This is a genomic window from Maricaulis sp. ABE4_448 (assembly GCF_056160825.1).
This window is the reverse complement of sequence record NZ_JBSWXX010000001.1, coordinates 538,337-551,745: the sequence shown is the minus strand read 5'-3', so window position 1 is coordinate 551,745 and position 13,409 is coordinate 538,337. Positions and strand designations below refer to the sequence as shown.

13 protein-coding genes are annotated in these 13,409 nt (G+C 64.9%); 6 read left to right on the top strand and 7 right to left on the bottom strand.

All coding sequences use genetic code 11. The annotated features are described in order from the left end of the window. Nucleotides 1–78 precede the first annotated feature (78 nt). On the top strand, nt 79–1,251 hold the full coding sequence (locus ACXAJV_RS02715; protein WP_475081643.1) for an acetyl-CoA C-acyltransferase: 1,173 nt from the start codon (nt 79–81) through the stop codon (nt 1,249–1,251). Between the two features lie 78 nt (nt 1,252–1,329). Here the strand turns inward: ACXAJV_RS02715 and typA are convergent, their stop codons facing one another. From typA to ACXAJV_RS02700, 3 genes are all read right to left on the bottom strand, one after another. Then, on the bottom strand, nt 1,330–3,153 hold the full coding sequence (gene typA, locus ACXAJV_RS02710) for a translational GTPase TypA (protein WP_475081642.1): 1,824 nt from the start codon (nt 3,151–3,153) through the stop codon (nt 1,330–1,332). A gap of 67 nt (nt 3,154–3,220) precedes the next feature. Next, nucleotides 3,221–4,438 (bottom strand): hypothetical protein, encoded by a 1,218-nt coding sequence (locus ACXAJV_RS02705; protein WP_475081640.1) that lies wholly within the window; start codon nt 4,436–4,438, stop codon nt 3,221–3,223. A 69-nt stretch (nt 4,439–4,507) separates the two neighbouring features. Then, nucleotides 4,508–4,993, bottom strand: coding sequence for a MarR family winged helix-turn-helix transcriptional regulator (locus ACXAJV_RS02700; RefSeq protein WP_475081638.1), 486 nt, complete (start codon nt 4,991–4,993; stop codon nt 4,508–4,510). A 125-nt stretch (nt 4,994–5,118) separates the two neighbouring features. Here ACXAJV_RS02700 and hppD point away from each other — a divergent pair, with 125 nt between their 5' ends. Together hppD and ACXAJV_RS02690 are read left to right on the top strand one after the other, a co-directional pair. Next, complete coding sequence (gene hppD, locus ACXAJV_RS02695; RefSeq protein WP_475081635.1) at nt 5,119–6,210, top strand: 4-hydroxyphenylpyruvate dioxygenase; 1,092 nt, start codon at nt 5,119–5,121, stop codon at nt 6,208–6,210. Between the two features lie 125 nt (nt 6,211–6,335). Next, the gene (locus ACXAJV_RS02690; RefSeq protein ID WP_475081633.1) at nt 6,336–6,869 is read left to right on the top strand and encodes a VOC family protein; all 534 of its coding nucleotides are present in this window, start codon (nt 6,336–6,338) and stop codon (nt 6,867–6,869) included. A 66-nt stretch (nt 6,870–6,935) separates the two neighbouring features. Here ACXAJV_RS02690 and ACXAJV_RS02685 read toward each other — a convergent pair whose 3' ends face one another. Next, on the bottom strand, nt 6,936–8,159 hold the full coding sequence (locus tag ACXAJV_RS02685; RefSeq protein WP_475081631.1) for a DUF2254 domain-containing protein: 1,224 nt from the start codon (nt 8,157–8,159) through the stop codon (nt 6,936–6,938). A 157-nt stretch (nt 8,160–8,316) separates the two neighbouring features. On the opposite strand from ACXAJV_RS02685, the gene ACXAJV_RS02680 reads away from it, so the two are divergent. Both ACXAJV_RS02680 and ACXAJV_RS02675 read left to right on the top strand, forming a co-directional pair. Next, entirely contained in the window at nt 8,317–8,745 is a 429-nt protein-coding gene (locus tag ACXAJV_RS02680) for a hypothetical protein (protein ID WP_475081628.1), read from the top strand. A 214-nt stretch (nt 8,746–8,959) separates the two neighbouring features. Then, a complete protein-coding gene (locus ACXAJV_RS02675; RefSeq protein ID WP_475081627.1) occupies nt 8,960–10,924 on the top strand; it encodes a methyl-accepting chemotaxis protein in 1,965 nt (654 codons plus the stop codon). Here ACXAJV_RS02675 and ACXAJV_RS02670 read toward each other — a convergent pair. Together ACXAJV_RS02670 and ACXAJV_RS02665 are read right to left on the bottom strand one after the other, a co-directional pair. After that, nucleotides 10,921–11,424, bottom strand: a complete 504-nt coding sequence (locus ACXAJV_RS02670) for an SRPBCC domain-containing protein (protein ID WP_475081624.1) — start codon at nt 11,422–11,424, stop codon at nt 10,921–10,923. The two genes, ACXAJV_RS02675 and ACXAJV_RS02670, sit on opposite strands and share 4 nt — an antisense overlap. A gap of 25 nt (nt 11,425–11,449) precedes the next feature. Then, nucleotides 11,450–11,794: an ArsR/SmtB family transcription factor gene (locus ACXAJV_RS02665; protein ID WP_475081621.1), complete on the bottom strand. Its 345-nt coding sequence runs from the start codon at nt 11,792–11,794 to the stop codon at nt 11,450–11,452. 152 nt (nt 11,795–11,946) lie between these two features. Here ACXAJV_RS02665 and ACXAJV_RS02660 point away from each other — a divergent pair, with 152 nt between their 5' ends. Then, on the top strand, nt 11,947–12,318 hold the full coding sequence (locus tag ACXAJV_RS02660; RefSeq protein ID WP_475081620.1) for a BlaI/MecI/CopY family transcriptional regulator: 372 nt from the start codon (nt 11,947–11,949) through the stop codon (nt 12,316–12,318). A 96-nt stretch (nt 12,319–12,414) separates the two neighbouring features. Here ACXAJV_RS02660 and ACXAJV_RS02655 read toward each other — a convergent pair whose 3' ends face one another. After that, a complete protein-coding gene (locus ACXAJV_RS02655; RefSeq protein WP_475081617.1) occupies nt 12,415–13,350 on the bottom strand; it encodes an alpha/beta fold hydrolase in 936 nt (311 codons plus the stop codon). Nucleotides 13,351–13,409: the final 59 nt, after the last annotated feature.

Genomic DNA, 13,409 nt, shown 5'->3' with positions numbered 1-13,409 from the left:
TGCCTGCCGCCGTGCCCCGGCGGGCCACCGGATCAACGCCGGACACCCTGCCGGTCAACAAAGAACGAGAGAATCTCCATGCGTGATGCCGTCATCGTCTCCACCGCCCGCACCCCGATCGGCAAGGCCTATCGCGGCGCTTTCAATGCCACGCCTTCGCCGACCCTGGCCGGTCACACCATCGCCGCGGCTGTCGAACGCGCAAAGATCGATCCGGCCGAAGTCCAGGATGTGATCTACGGTGCCGCCTTGCAGCAGGGCGTGCAGCACACGATCGGCCGCACGGCAGCCCTGCGCGCCGGCCTGCCGGTCACCGTGGCGGGCATGTCGATGGACCGCCAGTGTTCCTCGGGCCTGATGACGATCGCGACGGCCGCCAAACAGGTCATCGTCGACCGCATGGATGTCGTCGTCGCCGGCGGCGTCGAGTCGATCTCCATGGTGCAGACCAAGGAGATGCGGGTCGCGCCGGATCCGGAACTCGTCGCGATGCACAAGGACATCTACATGCCGATGCTGCAGACCGCCGAAGTCGTTGCCAAGCGCTACGGCATCTCGCGTGACCGCATGGACGAGTACGGCTTGCAGTCGCAGCAGCGCACCGCCGCTGCCCAGGCCGCCGGCAAGTTCGACGATGAGATCGTGCCGATGAAGTCGACCAAGATCGTGGTCGACAAGGCCACCGGCGAAACCTCTCAACAGGAGGTCTTCCTTGAAAAGGATGAGGGCAATCGCCCCGAGACCAATCTGGAAGGCCTGCAAGGCCTGAACCCTGTGGTCGAAGGCGGCACGATCACCGCCGGCAATGCCTCGCAGCTTTCCGACGGCGCGTCGTCCTGCGTGGTGATGGAAGCGGAACTGGCAGCCAAGCGCGGCCTGGCGCCGCTGGGCCGCTATATGGGCATGGCCGTGGCCGGCACCGAGCCGGACGAGATGGGTATCGGTCCGGTCTTCGCCGTTCCGAAACTGCTCGAGCGCTTCGGTCTCAAGGCTGACGATGTCGGTCTGTGGGAGCTGAACGAGGCCTTCGCCGTCCAGGTGCTGTACTGCCAGGACAAGCTGGGCATTCCGGCCGACAAGCTGAATGTGAATGGCGGCGCGATCTCGATCGGCCACCCCTACGGCATGTCCGGCGCCCGCATGGTCGGCCACGCCCTCATCGAGGGCAAGCGCCAGGGCGCCAAATACGTCGTCGTCACCATGTGCGTTGGCGGCGGTATGGGCGCAGCGGGCCTGTTCGAGGTTCTCTAGGCCCGGCTTCGGCACAAATGAAGAAGGCGCGCGGGACCGGCCCGCGCGCCTTTATTGTTCTTGGGTCCGGGAAGCGCCCTACCCGGCGCGGCTGGCCTTCTTGCGCTCGTGCTCTTTCAGCCAGACCTTGCGGATGCGGATCGACTGGGGGGTCACCTCGACGAGTTCGTCGTCATTGATGAATTCCAGCGCGTATTCCAGCGTCAGGCGGACCGGCGGGGTGAGGACGATGTTCTCGTCGGTGCCCGAGGCGCGCATATTGGTCAGCTTCTTGCCCTTGGTCGGGTTGGCGATCATGTCCTCTTCACGGGCATTCACGCCGATGATCATGCCTTCATAGACTTCCACGCCATGGCCGATGAACAGCTTGCCGCGTTCCTGCAGGTTGAACAGGGCAAAGCCCAGCGCCTTGCCGTCGATCATCGAGACGATCGCACCATTGTGACGCTGACCAAGCTCGCCCTGGCTGCGCGATCCGTAATGGTCGAAGGTGTGGAACATCAGGCCGGAGCCGGAGGTCAGGGTCAGGAATTCCGAGCGGAAGCCGATCAGGCCGCGGGTCGGGACGATATAGTCGATCCGCACCCGGCCATTGCCATCCGGCACCATGTTCTTCATCTCGGCCTTGCGCTGGCCGAGGCGTTCCATGACGGCGCCCTGGTTCTCTTCCTCGACATCGACGGTGAGGCTCTCGAACGGCTCCAGCGTCTCGCCGTTTTCTTCCTTGAGGACCACGCGCGGCCGGCCCACGGCCAGCTCGAAACCCTCGCGGCGCATGGTCTCGATCAGGATCGACAGGTGCAGTTCGCCACGGCCGGAGACGGTGAATTTGTCGGCATCGTCCTGCTGCACGACTTTCAGCGCCACATTGTGGATCAGCTCGCGATCGAGCCGGTCCTTGATATTGCGCGAGGTGACGAACTTGCCTTCGCGGCCGGCAAACGGGCTGTCATTGACCTGGAAGGTCATCGACAGGGTTGGCTCGTCGACCGAAAGGAGCGGCAGCGCCTCGACATGGTCCGGATCGCACACCGTGTCGGAGATCTTCAGGTCCTCAATGCCGGTGAAGGTGATGATATCACCGGCCTGGGCGCTGTCGCGCTCGACCTTGTCGAGACCGTGGAAGCCGAAGATCTGCAGGATCTTGCCCTTCACCTGGCGGCCATCGGCCTTGGCAACGGTGACGAGCTGGTTCTTCTTCACCCGGCCGCGCGCAACGCGGCCGATACCGATCACGCCGGTAAAGGAGGAATAGTCCAGCGCCGAGACCTGCAGCTGCAGCGGGCCGTCCGGATCGACATCCGGCTTCGGCGTGTGCGCCGTGATCATCTCGAACAGCGGCTTCATGTCGGTGCCGGTCTCGCCGGCCTCATTCGACGCCCAGCCCTGCAGGGCCGAGGCATAGACGACCGGGAAGTCGAGCTGGTCCTCATTCGCGCCCAGGCGGTCGAACAGGTCGAAGGTCTGGTCGACAACCCAGTCCGGACGGGCGGAGGGGCGGTCGGCCTTGTTGACCACGACGATCGGCTTCAGGCCGCGGGCCAGCGCCTTCTTGGTCACGAAAGAGGTCTGCGGCATCGGACCGTCGACCGCATCGACGAGCAGCAGCACGCCATCGACCATGGACAGCACGCGCTCAACCTCGCCGCCGAAATCGGCGTGGCCGGGCGTGTCGACGATATTGATCGACCAGTCACCCCAGGTCACTGCGGTATTCTTGGCCAGGATGGTGATTCCACGTTCCTTTTCCAGGTCGTTGGAATCCATCATCCGTTCGGACACATTGGCCCGTTCGCCCAGCGTACCGGACTGTTGCAGCAATTGGTCGACCAGCGTGGTCTTGCCGTGGTCGACGTGCGCCACGATGGCGATGTTGCGCAGCTTGTCGAGGGACGCGCTCATGGGCTCTACTTTTCCTGTGGTGAAAGGGCGCGCCCTCATACGCTGTGAGACGCGGGCTGGCCAGTGCTTATTCTGTGGCAGGGCTTATCCGGTGCCCGTTGTCATAGCGGCGCGCGTCCATGCCGGTCACGGCCCGGCCGGGCAGGCGCAGAGCCGGCAGATAGTGCCAGACGAGGCTGGCCAGGCCCGACATGACGAGCGCGACAAAGAAGACAATCGGGAAGACCTGGCGCGTGCGCCCGGAAACCGTGGCCTCTATATCGGCCAACGGCACGACGGAGACGAAGTACCAGTCCGGACCGGCAACCCGGCTGAAGGCGATCATTTGCCCCAGCGCCTCGGCACGCACGATGCCGCGCGGCCGCGGGTCATCGGCGAGCAAGCCCGCCAGCGCAGCCGGGTCGACACGGACATCATCATCCTCACCAGCCGGACGCCCGCGCGCAATCACCTGCTGATCGCGCCCCAGGATGAGATTGACGCCACCCGCCGGCGGTTCTTCCAGAGCGCTTGCAAGATGGTCATTCATCATGATCGAAGTCCCGAACGCGCCCAGAAGGGCATCGCCATCAAGAACCGGCTTGCGGCAGGCCGTCGCCGAGCGCTCGCCGGCATCGCGGTAGACGAAGCGCGACAGCTGGGTGCACTGCATCACGCCGTCCGGATTGGTCTCGCGCGAGAACAGGCGCGGATCCTCGTCCGCCTGCAGCGGGAAATCGGCCGGTGCCTCGAACCGGTAGAATGCCAGCCGATCCTCACGTTCGGGCGCAAACATCACCATCCGCCGGTCAGGCGTGAAATAGTAGAGGCTGGAAAACTGCTGCAGCCAAGCCTCGCCGACCGTCCGCACGACATGCAGCCCCGCCAGATAACGCCGCTTTTCCTCCAGCGTCATGGCTTCGCCATCGCCGAGAAATGCACCGACACCGTAGGTGTGATCGCCGCCATCCAGATCGGCCCCGTCGAACAGGTCCGGTGCGCTGCGGCGGGTACCATCGCCATGAGGCGGAAAGAAGCGGTCGAACCCGCTCTCGACTTCCTCATCGCTCAGCGTTCCAAGCCGGCGCACAAAAGCCGCCTCTGCCGCGTGGATGAAAGCCTCGGCCCGGTCGAACACGGCCTGCTCGCGATCGCCGCGCATGCGGATGTAGGTCTGCAGGGTTTCCGCGCGCGCCTCGTGCAGTGCCTCGCCGAGTATGCCCCGCGCGCACGTCGCCGCCACAGCGGCAAGAGCCGTTGCGATGACAATATGCATCAAAGCGATGACGAGGTTTCTGACCAGCACCGGCGCCTCCGGATATCGTCTATACACAAAGCAAAGCGGCCCGTGCGTGATATTTGATGAGCGCGTTTTTTAGCGGCTTTCGGGCGTGACGGGCATGGCGTCCGCGAGCTGCCTGACAAGGGCACAGAAATCGGTCTGATCGGACGGCGCCAGCACCGCGTTTGCCGCCTGGGCCACTGCCTCCACGTGCGGACGCAGACGCTGATAGAGCGCATCGCCCTTGTCCGTGAGGTAGAGATGGCTGACCCGGCCATCCACCTGCGAGGCTTCCCGGACCAGGAGGCCCGCCAGCAGCAGCGCCTTGGTGGCGCGGCTGACGATCCCCTTATCCATCGGCGTCATCGCAACGACCTCGACGGCGGTCCGGCCCGGCCGTTCGGCAATAGCGGCAAGAACCCGCCATTGCGACAGGTTGAGATCGCCCTCGCGTCGCACGATCTCGGCCGTGCGCCGTGAAATCAGGTCGGCCAGCACCGTGACCTGGTAGGGCCAGTAGCTGTCCAGCTGGATGGCATCGCCCGGCGTGTCGGCAGACAGGGATCGCGGTTCACTCATGCCGGCATTTTAGTTGCGATCACAACTTGACGCAATAGCAACCAAACGCGTATTGTCCCGCTCCAATGGGCGTCGTGACGGCCTGTCTGGCCTTCGGCGCGGAACCCCGACTCTGGAGACGAAACATGGCAGACCTGTTCGAAAACCCGATGGACCTTTGCGGCTTCGAATTCGTCGAGTTCACGGCGCCGGAACGCGGCCTCATCGAACCCGTCTTCAAGACGATGGGCTTTACCCACATCGCCAATCACCGCTCCAAGGACATCGAGCTGTGGCGCCAGGGCGATATCAACTTCCTGATCAATTACGAGCCCGGCACACCCGCCGCCTTTTTCGCCGCCGAGCACGGCCCGTCTGCCTCGGGCATGGGCTTTCGCGTCAAGAATGCCAAGCGCGCCTACGCCATGGCCCTGGAAAAGGGTGCCCAGCCCGTCGAGACCGAAACACGCGTCTCCGAGCTGCGCCTGCCGGCGATCCGCGGCATTGGCGGCGCCACCGTCTACCTGATCGACCGGTTCCAGGACGGCCAATCGATCTATGACATCGATTTCGAATACATCGAGGGCGTCGACCGTCATCCGAAGGGCTGCGGCTTCAACGTGATCGATCACCTCACCCACAATGTCTACAAGGGCCGGATGGACTACTGGGCGAAGTATTACGAGGACCTCTTCAACTTCCGCGAGATCCGCTATTTCGACATCAAGGGCGAGTATACCGGCCTCCTGTCGCGCGCCATGACGGCCCCGGACGGTCTGATCCGCATCCCGCTGAACGAGGAGAAGTCGGACGGCGTCGGCCAGATCGAGGAATATCTGCGCGAATACAAGGGCGAAGGCATCCAGCACATCGCCTTCTCCTGCGACAATCTCCTGGAATGCTGGGACAAGCTGAAAGCGTGCGGCGTTGCCTTCATGACCCCGCCGCCGGACACCTATTACGACATGCTGGACGAGCGTCTTCCCGGCCATGGCGAACCGGTCGCGGAATTCCAGAAGCGCGGCATCCTGCTCGACGGCACGACCGAGGGCGGCCAGCCCCGCCTGCTGCTGCAGATTTTCGGCGAGAAGGCGATCGGCCCGATCTTCTTCGAATTCATCCAGCGCAAGGAAGACGAGGGCTTCGGCGAGGGCAATTTCAAGGCGCTCTTCGAGTCGATCGAACGCGACCAGATCAATCGCGGCGTGCTGAAGCCGAAGGAAACGGAAAACGCGTAGGCGGGCTTTTGGGGACATGTGCCTTGGGTACATGTCCCCAAACCGGCGCCCTTCCCCATCAAGGGGAAGGATGAAATTTCCCGGGACACGTACCCAAGGTACATCTCCCTCATGAGGAGGCAGACATGAGCGTCAATCTCAAGCGCATCCACCACGTTGCCTATCGCTGCAAGGACGCCAAGGAGACCGTCGAGTTCTACCAACGCGTCATGGGCATGGATTTCAAACTCGCCATCGCCGAGAACGAGGTCCCCTCGACCAAGGCGCCGGACCCCTACATGCACGTCTTCCTGGACGCCGGCATGGGCAATGTCCTGGCCTTTTTCGAACTGCCCAACTCGCCGGAAATGGGCCGCGACGGCAATACGCCGGAATGGGTCCAGCACATCGCCTTCGAGGTCGAGGACATGGACGCCCTCCTGGCCGCCAAGGCGCACATCGAGGCGGAAGGGCTGGAGGTTCTCGGCCCGGTCAATCACGGCATCTTCAAGTCGATCTACTTCTTCGATCCGAACGGCCACCGCCTGGAACTCGCAGCCAATACCGGCACCGAGGAACAAATGGCCGAGCTCAAGCGCGTCGCCCGTCCGATGATCGAGGAATGGAGCCAGACCAAGCGAGCGCCCAAACACGCCGCCTGGCTGCACGAACAGGATTAAGGGTCTCTCCAGCCCTTGACCAGGAACGCCCCGGCTCTTCGGCCGGGGCGTTTTTCGTTCGCAGGATCACTCGAACGGCGCCGCTGCCGTCAACACATCGACATCGGGGGCGTATTGCATGGCGGCTTCGGCCCGGGCCAGCGCCTCGCGGCTCATGACACGCGCCGGTTCGCCGAAGGCCGTCCGATCGACCGCGGCGAGAACGCCGAGCGCCCTTTGCAGGCTGATCCCGACTTCCACCCGGTCCGCACCGTCACGGGCGACCGGACGGAAGGCGTTGGTGACCAGCACGGCCGGGTCCGGCGGCGCCATGAAGACACGATCGGCGGGATCGTCTGCGCGCGCATCGAACAGGCCGCACATCCCGGTCAGAAGACGGGTCATGGCCGTGATCGCCGACAGGGCCGAGCCACTGTCATTGACGGCGTCCGATAGCGCGCGCGACGCGATTTCCGCCAGCATGACCAGGCCGAAGGCGGGGTCTTCCTCCAGCGTGCGGCGCGGGGCCGTGATGATCTGCTCCAGCACTGCGTCGCCGATCCCGTCGCCGCCCGTGACATGGGCGGCCGGTTCACCCGGCCCGACATAGCTGCCCGGCGGTGACAGGATGTAGATGCGTGCGTCCGCCGTCTCTGCAATCGCCTGCAGGGCGGCCACATCGATGGTCTGCACATGCCCGGCCCGGGCCGGACACAGCGCCCGCGCGCCGCCGGGGATTTCATCAAGCCGGCTGGCGCCGAGATTGGGACAGCCCTGCGCCCGGTCGATCGCCTTTTGCGTTGCGGCCTCGATCACGGCGATGGCTTCCTCCACCCCGCCGAAACCGGACAGCCGGTCGATCCAGCGGATCAGCATCACCACGACATGCACCACGAGCAGAAGGGTCAGCGCGAGCAAAACGACAACCGCCGCTTCGCCATACAGGCCGGAATTGACGCCGATCAGGCCCAGCAGGCTGAACAGGAAGGCGCCGACAAAGGTCGAGATCGCGGTTTGGGCGGTGCGGTCCTGCGTCAGCAGCGGACGCGCGCGGGGCGTTGCCGAATTGGCGGCGGCCTGGAAGGCGGAGAACATGGTCGCCATCGAGAAAATGGCCACGGCCAGCATGCTGGATGCCAGGATATTCAGGGTCGCGGCCAGCGCATCGATTTCGACCACTGCGACCCAGCTCTCCGGCAAATAACCGCCGATGACCGGCGCCACGCCGACCGCCAGAACGGCCAACAGGGCATAGATGGCCGGCAGGAACCAGATCGATTGCCAGATGCGGCGAAGGTAGAATGTCAGCATGCTCCCCACTCCCATGTAACGCAGCCGCCCGCCGCGGGTTCCCGCCTGTCAGCGCGAGACGGTTCCGCTGCGGGGGACGCCGCCGCCCGCTATGCCCCTTCCAACCCTGGCGGTTATGTTGAACAGTGCCACTCAACCGGCTGGGGAGACGGTCTGAATGACGGATTTTGAACTCGCGCTGCTGTTCTCGGAATACCTGAACACGGCCAACTTCATTTTTTCCAATTACATGGCGCTGGTCTTCGCCATGCTGACGGCCTCCTTCTTCCTGGCACGCCGAATGGAGCTGTGGGTCGCGATCATTTTTCTCGTGCTCTACACAATTGGTGTCGTCATGACCGGTTCAGGGGTCCTGTTCGCCTTTTCCGACTTTGCCGCCCTGGGCGTGCATATCCATGAAACAGCGGCCGGGTCAGAGGATCTGGCCTGGCTGGGGCCCGCAGGCCCTGGCGGCGCGGGCATGGCCGCGATGCCGGTGATGATCAGCGTCCTGCTGGCCTTCGCCTATCTGGGCTCTCTGGGCTTCTTCTTCATCGTTCGCCGCAGGCGCATGGAACGGCCGGACAGCGCGGATGCGTCCGAATGATCCTCGCGCGCATCAGTCGCGCGGTGCGCGAACAGAACGGGTTCGCCGTCGCCATCGAGAAGTCGCTCCGCCTGTGACAGGGCGGTGAAATGTTTGTGAAACCGGCGCCAGCGGATGCCTGTCTTCAGACGCTGTTAAGCGCCTTGGCGGCACCTGCTCACGCGTATTCCGGCCGTCGCGCCGTCTCCCGGCTACCTCAGCAGAGTCCCGCCTCATGTTCCGACTTCTGAACCGTTTTCGTATCTCCACACGCATCGCCGCGCTGGGTTGTCTGGCGCTTGTCTCGATCACCGGCCTGGCCGGCCTGTTCTTCTGGAACGCGACGACCGTCGAGACGATTGCTGCGAACGAGCGGGGCTTCGCCCGCGTCGCCAGCCAGGTCCGGCAGCTGGAAATCTCGGCCCTGGAATTGCGGCGCCTGGAAAAGGACTTCCTGCTCCATCGCGACAGCGAAATCGTTGCGGCGTTCAATGCCGAGGCGCAGGCCCTGAGGGGCGAGATCGACGCGATCCGCGCGCTTCCCCAGGCTGCTGGCCTGGGCGAGGAACTGAGCGCGGCCGATGCCCTGGCAGACGGCTACACCGGCGCCTTCCAGCGCGTCGTGGCCATCATGACACGGCTCGGCCTGTCGGCCGACCAGGGTCTGGAGGGCACGTTGCGCGAGGCTGTCCATGCGGTCGAAACCCGGCTGGAGACCTATGAGGACGCGGAACTGACCGTGAAAATGCTCATGATGCGGCGCCATGAAAAGGACTTCATGATGCGCGTCCGCGAGACCTATATCGGACGGCTCGACGCCCGCGTGGCGGAATTCCGGCAGATCTGGGAGACCCGCGGCTATCCCGATACGGTCACGCGCGATGTTTACGGGTTGATGGATGACTACCAGCTGGGCTTCCACGCCTGGGCCGAAACCCGGCTCGAACTCGATGCGGCGATGGCTGAACTGGATGCGGCCTATGACGCCCTCCACCCGCGTTTCGCGGCGCTGACCGGGCACGCCGATGCCGGCCGGACCCTGGCCGCCGACCGGCAGGCCGAAACCTCCGTCTCGGCACAGAGGCTGATGCTTACGGCGATCGGCCTCACCGGTGCGCTGGTCGCCTTGCTCAGCTGGGCGATTGGCCGGTCGATCACATCGCCGGTCAACGAGATCACGCAACTCATGTCGGATCTCGCGGCGGGCAAGCCGGTCACCGTCACCGGTCAGGGCCGCCTCGACGAGATCGGCGCCATGGCGCGCACGCTCGATGTTTTCCAGCGGGAAATGCGTACGGCGGAGGAATTGCGTGATCGCCAGGCCAGCGCCGAAGCCGAGGCCCGCATTGAGCGTCAGCAACAGCGCGCGGCCATGGCCGACGCCTTCGACCGCGCGGTCGGCGAGATCATCACCCGCCAGGCCGCCGCAGCCGATGGGCTTGCGGAACTCGCCCGCACGCTGGAAGCCTCGACCGGCGCGGCCGGCAGTCACACGGACAAGGTCGCAATGGCGGCGCAGGAAACATCCCAGAATGCCCAGGCCGTCGCGACCGCCACCGAAGAATTGTCCTCCTCGGCGAGCGAGATTCTGAGGCAGATCGAGGCCTCGGCCCGGTCTGCGGACACCGCCGAGACCGAGTCCGGCACCGCCCGCGAAACCATCAACGGGCTGGCGGAAGCCGTCGACGAGATCGGCGAAGTCGTCGCCCTGATCCACGATGTCGCGGAACAAACGAACCTGCTGGCACTCAACGCGACGATCGAGGCAGCGCGGGCCGGTGAGGCCGGCAAGGGTTTTGCCGTCGTAGCGTCCGAAGTGAAGGCGCTGGCCAGCCAGACGGGTCGTGCCACCCAGACCATCCGCGCACGCATTGACGCGATCCGCGAGCGTACCGGCGAGGCTGTCAGGTCGATCGGCCGCGTCAGCACGACGATCGGCGAGTTGTCACACGCCTCGTCGGAAGTCGGGCGGGCGATGGCCCAGCAGGGCGCCGCAACGCGCGAGATCGCCAATCATATCAGCGAGGCAGCAGCCGGCGCCGGCACGGTCTCCCACGCCGTCTCGGACTTGTCCGCCACCCTCTCGCAGACCGGCAGTACGGCAACCCGCGTGCACGACGCGTCGAGTGAAATGGCCGGACAGGCGCGCAGCCTGGAAAGCGAGGTTGCCCGCTTCATGGATCAGCTGCGCTCTGCCTAGCCTTCCGGCCCGGCTGCAATCTCCGCCAGCACGCCGTCCAGACGGTCATAGCTGGCCCCGGCGCCTTCCCGCATCGGGCTGGCGGCCACGATGTCGCGCGCTTCGCGGCTTTCATACGTGATGGTGATCTGGAACGCCGTCACACCATCCGCTTCGCCGAAGCGCGTCGTGACGATGGCCGAGCCGGGGTACCAGCTCATATCGAACTGTTCGGTATGCACGATGCGGTGCGGCCGCTCGATTTCCAGATAGCGGCCGCCCATTCCCATCTCTTCGCCGCGCCCGGCATGGGTCCAGACATAGCGGTAGGCGCCGCCCACCTGCAGATCGATCTCGCAGACCGACAGGACCCAACCGTCATCCGGCCCCAACATCCAGCGCCTGACCAGTTTCGGTTCGGTGAAGGCACGGAAGACCAGGTCCCTTGGCGCATCGAAATGCCGCGTCATGACCAGTTCGCGTTCACCTTTCGGCGCGACCTCGAGTGTGTGTCGATACATGGGATTTCCTCCGGAAAATGAGTGATCAGTGGTCGTGGGGGCCGGGCTCGTGACCGGCCTTCATGTCGTCGAGCAGATCGTCCAGGGCCCGGAAGCGGGCATCCCAGAGCTGTCGGAAGTCTTCCAGCCAATGCGTTGCCTGCGCCAAGGTTTCGGCCTGTATCCGGCAGGGCCGCCGCGTTCCGTCGCGGCTACGCGTGATCAGCCCGGCCTTTTCGAGGACCTTGAGGTGTTTGGAGATCGCCGGCTGGCTGAGCGTGAAGGGCTCGGACAACTCCATTACCGTCGCTTCCCCGGCGGCGAGCCGGGCGAGAATGGCCCGGCGGGTGGGATCGGCCAGAGCCGTAAAAGTCACGTCGAGATCCGACATATTTCACCAATTAGTTATATAGCTGATTGGTGAAATACACGAGCAGTCTTCATCCGTCAATCCGGCCCGGCCCCGAAATTGCAAACAAAACCTTAACGGCCGCGCGTGTTGCAATTCGGGCCGCGGCGTAGAAGGCTAAGGGGATGACAAAGATGGCGAACGAACAGGCCCTCACCGAAGACGAGCACAAGACGATGCGCATCCTGTGGGACCGCGGCGGCGCGTCTGTGGGCGAGTTGTCGGTTGCGACCCGCCGTCCGGCCGGCGAGACCCTCGCCATGCTGCAGCGCCTGCGCCGCAAGGGCGCCGTCGACCGGCACCGCACCGCGCGCGAGATCGTCTACCGTCCCTGTCTCAATCGCGAGACCGCCCGCACCCACGCGCTGGGCCGTCTTCTGACGGCCGAAGCGCCGGCGAATGATACCGGGCTGGGCGTGGTCGTGCTGCGTGAATGCGATGTCGACCCGCAGGACTGGGCCGACCTGCAGGCCGAGATCGCCGAGAAGGCTGCTGCCCGCCGCTGATTTTCAGCAAAAGTGGGAACCGGTTTTGCGGTCCGAAAATGCGGCCACTTAAAAAGCCAGCGCAATTTCATCGACCGCAGTGGCGATGAAATGGCGCTAATTTTCGCTCAGAAACGCCCGCACATCCTCCAGCGTCCGCTCGGGTGCTTCCTCGTGCGGGATGTGGCCGAGATCGTCATAGACGACAAGCTGTGCATCCGGCATCGCCGCCTCGAAACGGGCGGCGTGATCGACCGGCACCATCGCGTCGCGGCCGCCCCACAGGATCAGCGCCGGCACCGTCACCCGCGCCAGATCCGCTTCCGGTGCCGGCAGGGTGAAGACTTCCAGCCGCTGCACCATGGCCTCACCAACGCCCTCGCCCTGCATCAGCCCTTGCACGCGGCCCGGCAGGTCCGGATCCATGCGCGCCGGATCGCCGAACAGCGCCGCCGTCGCGCCGGCGACGACCGGCTGCGGGCCCTGGGTGAGATAGAAGCGCACGCCGACCGGCACATCGACCGGGTCCTCGGTAACGCCATTGATCGAGAAACCGCCCGGCGCGACGAGCACGAGTTTCTCGACCCGGTCGCCATGATCGGCGGCATAGCGCCAGGCGACCAGACCGCCGAGTGAATTGCCCGCCAGCGTCGCGCGCTCGATATCCATGGCGTCCATCAGACCGCCCAGGAATGCGACCGTTTGCGGCACGGAGTAGCGCGCCTGCGGGTCCGGGCCGGTCAGGCCGTGGCCCGGCAGATCCATGCGTACGACGCGATAGTCAGCGGACAGCGCATCTGCCCAGTCATCCCAGCTTTCCAGCGAGAAGGAGAAGCCGTGGATCATCACGAGGACCGGTGCGTCCTCCGGTCCCTGGACGCGCACCCGCGCCGTGACACCGTCGACATCGACCAGCCGGTCCTGGGCATCCCACCAGGGCGAGTCGATGGCCGCTTCCGGGGCCGGCTCGGAGCCGCCGCGTCCGAAGACGAACCAGGCAATGCCGGCGACCACGGCCAGCAGGAGAAGAATGAGACCAAGCGTGCGCATCATGACGGGAACTCCGGACGGGAGAAAGGGAATGGCCGGCACTGCGGATCGCAGCGCCGGCC

Bases quoted from the DNA above. Each gene is read 5' to 3' on its own strand.
- ACXAJV_RS02700 (WP_475081638.1), bottom strand. From the start codon at position 4,993: ATGAGTGAACCGCGATCCCTGTCTGCCGACACGCCGGGCGATGCCATC.
- ACXAJV_RS02690 (WP_475081633.1), top strand. From the start codon at position 6,336: ATGAGCGTCAATCTCAAGCGCATCCACCACGTTGCCTATCGCTGCAAG.
- ACXAJV_RS02655 (WP_475081617.1), bottom strand. From the start codon at position 13,350: ATGATGCGCACGCTTGGTCTCATTCTTCTCCTGCTGGCCGTGGTCGCC.
- ACXAJV_RS02675 (WP_475081627.1), top strand. From the start codon at position 8,960: ATGTTCCGACTTCTGAACCGTTTTCGTATCTCCACACGCATCGCCGCG.
- hppD (WP_475081635.1), top strand. From the start codon at position 5,119: ATGGCAGACCTGTTCGAAAACCCGATGGACCTTTGCGGCTTCGAATTC.
- typA (WP_475081642.1), bottom strand. From the start codon at position 3,153: ATGAGCGCGTCCCTCGACAAGCTGCGCAACATCGCCATCGTGGCGCAC.
- ACXAJV_RS02680 (WP_475081628.1), top strand. From the start codon at position 8,317: ATGACGGATTTTGAACTCGCGCTGCTGTTCTCGGAATACCTGAACACG.
- ACXAJV_RS02685 (WP_475081631.1), bottom strand. From the start codon at position 8,159: ATGCTGACATTCTACCTTCGCCGCATCTGGCAATCGATCTGGTTCCTG.
- ACXAJV_RS02665 (WP_475081621.1), bottom strand. From the start codon at position 11,794: ATGTCGGATCTCGACGTGACTTTTACGGCTCTGGCCGATCCCACCCGC.
- ACXAJV_RS02670 (WP_475081624.1), bottom strand. From the start codon at position 11,424: ATGTATCGACACACACTCGAGGTCGCGCCGAAAGGTGAACGCGAACTG.
- ACXAJV_RS02660 (WP_475081620.1), top strand. From the start codon at position 11,947: ATGGCGAACGAACAGGCCCTCACCGAAGACGAGCACAAGACGATGCGC.
- ACXAJV_RS02715 (WP_475081643.1), top strand. From the start codon at position 79: ATGCGTGATGCCGTCATCGTCTCCACCGCCCGCACCCCGATCGGCAAG.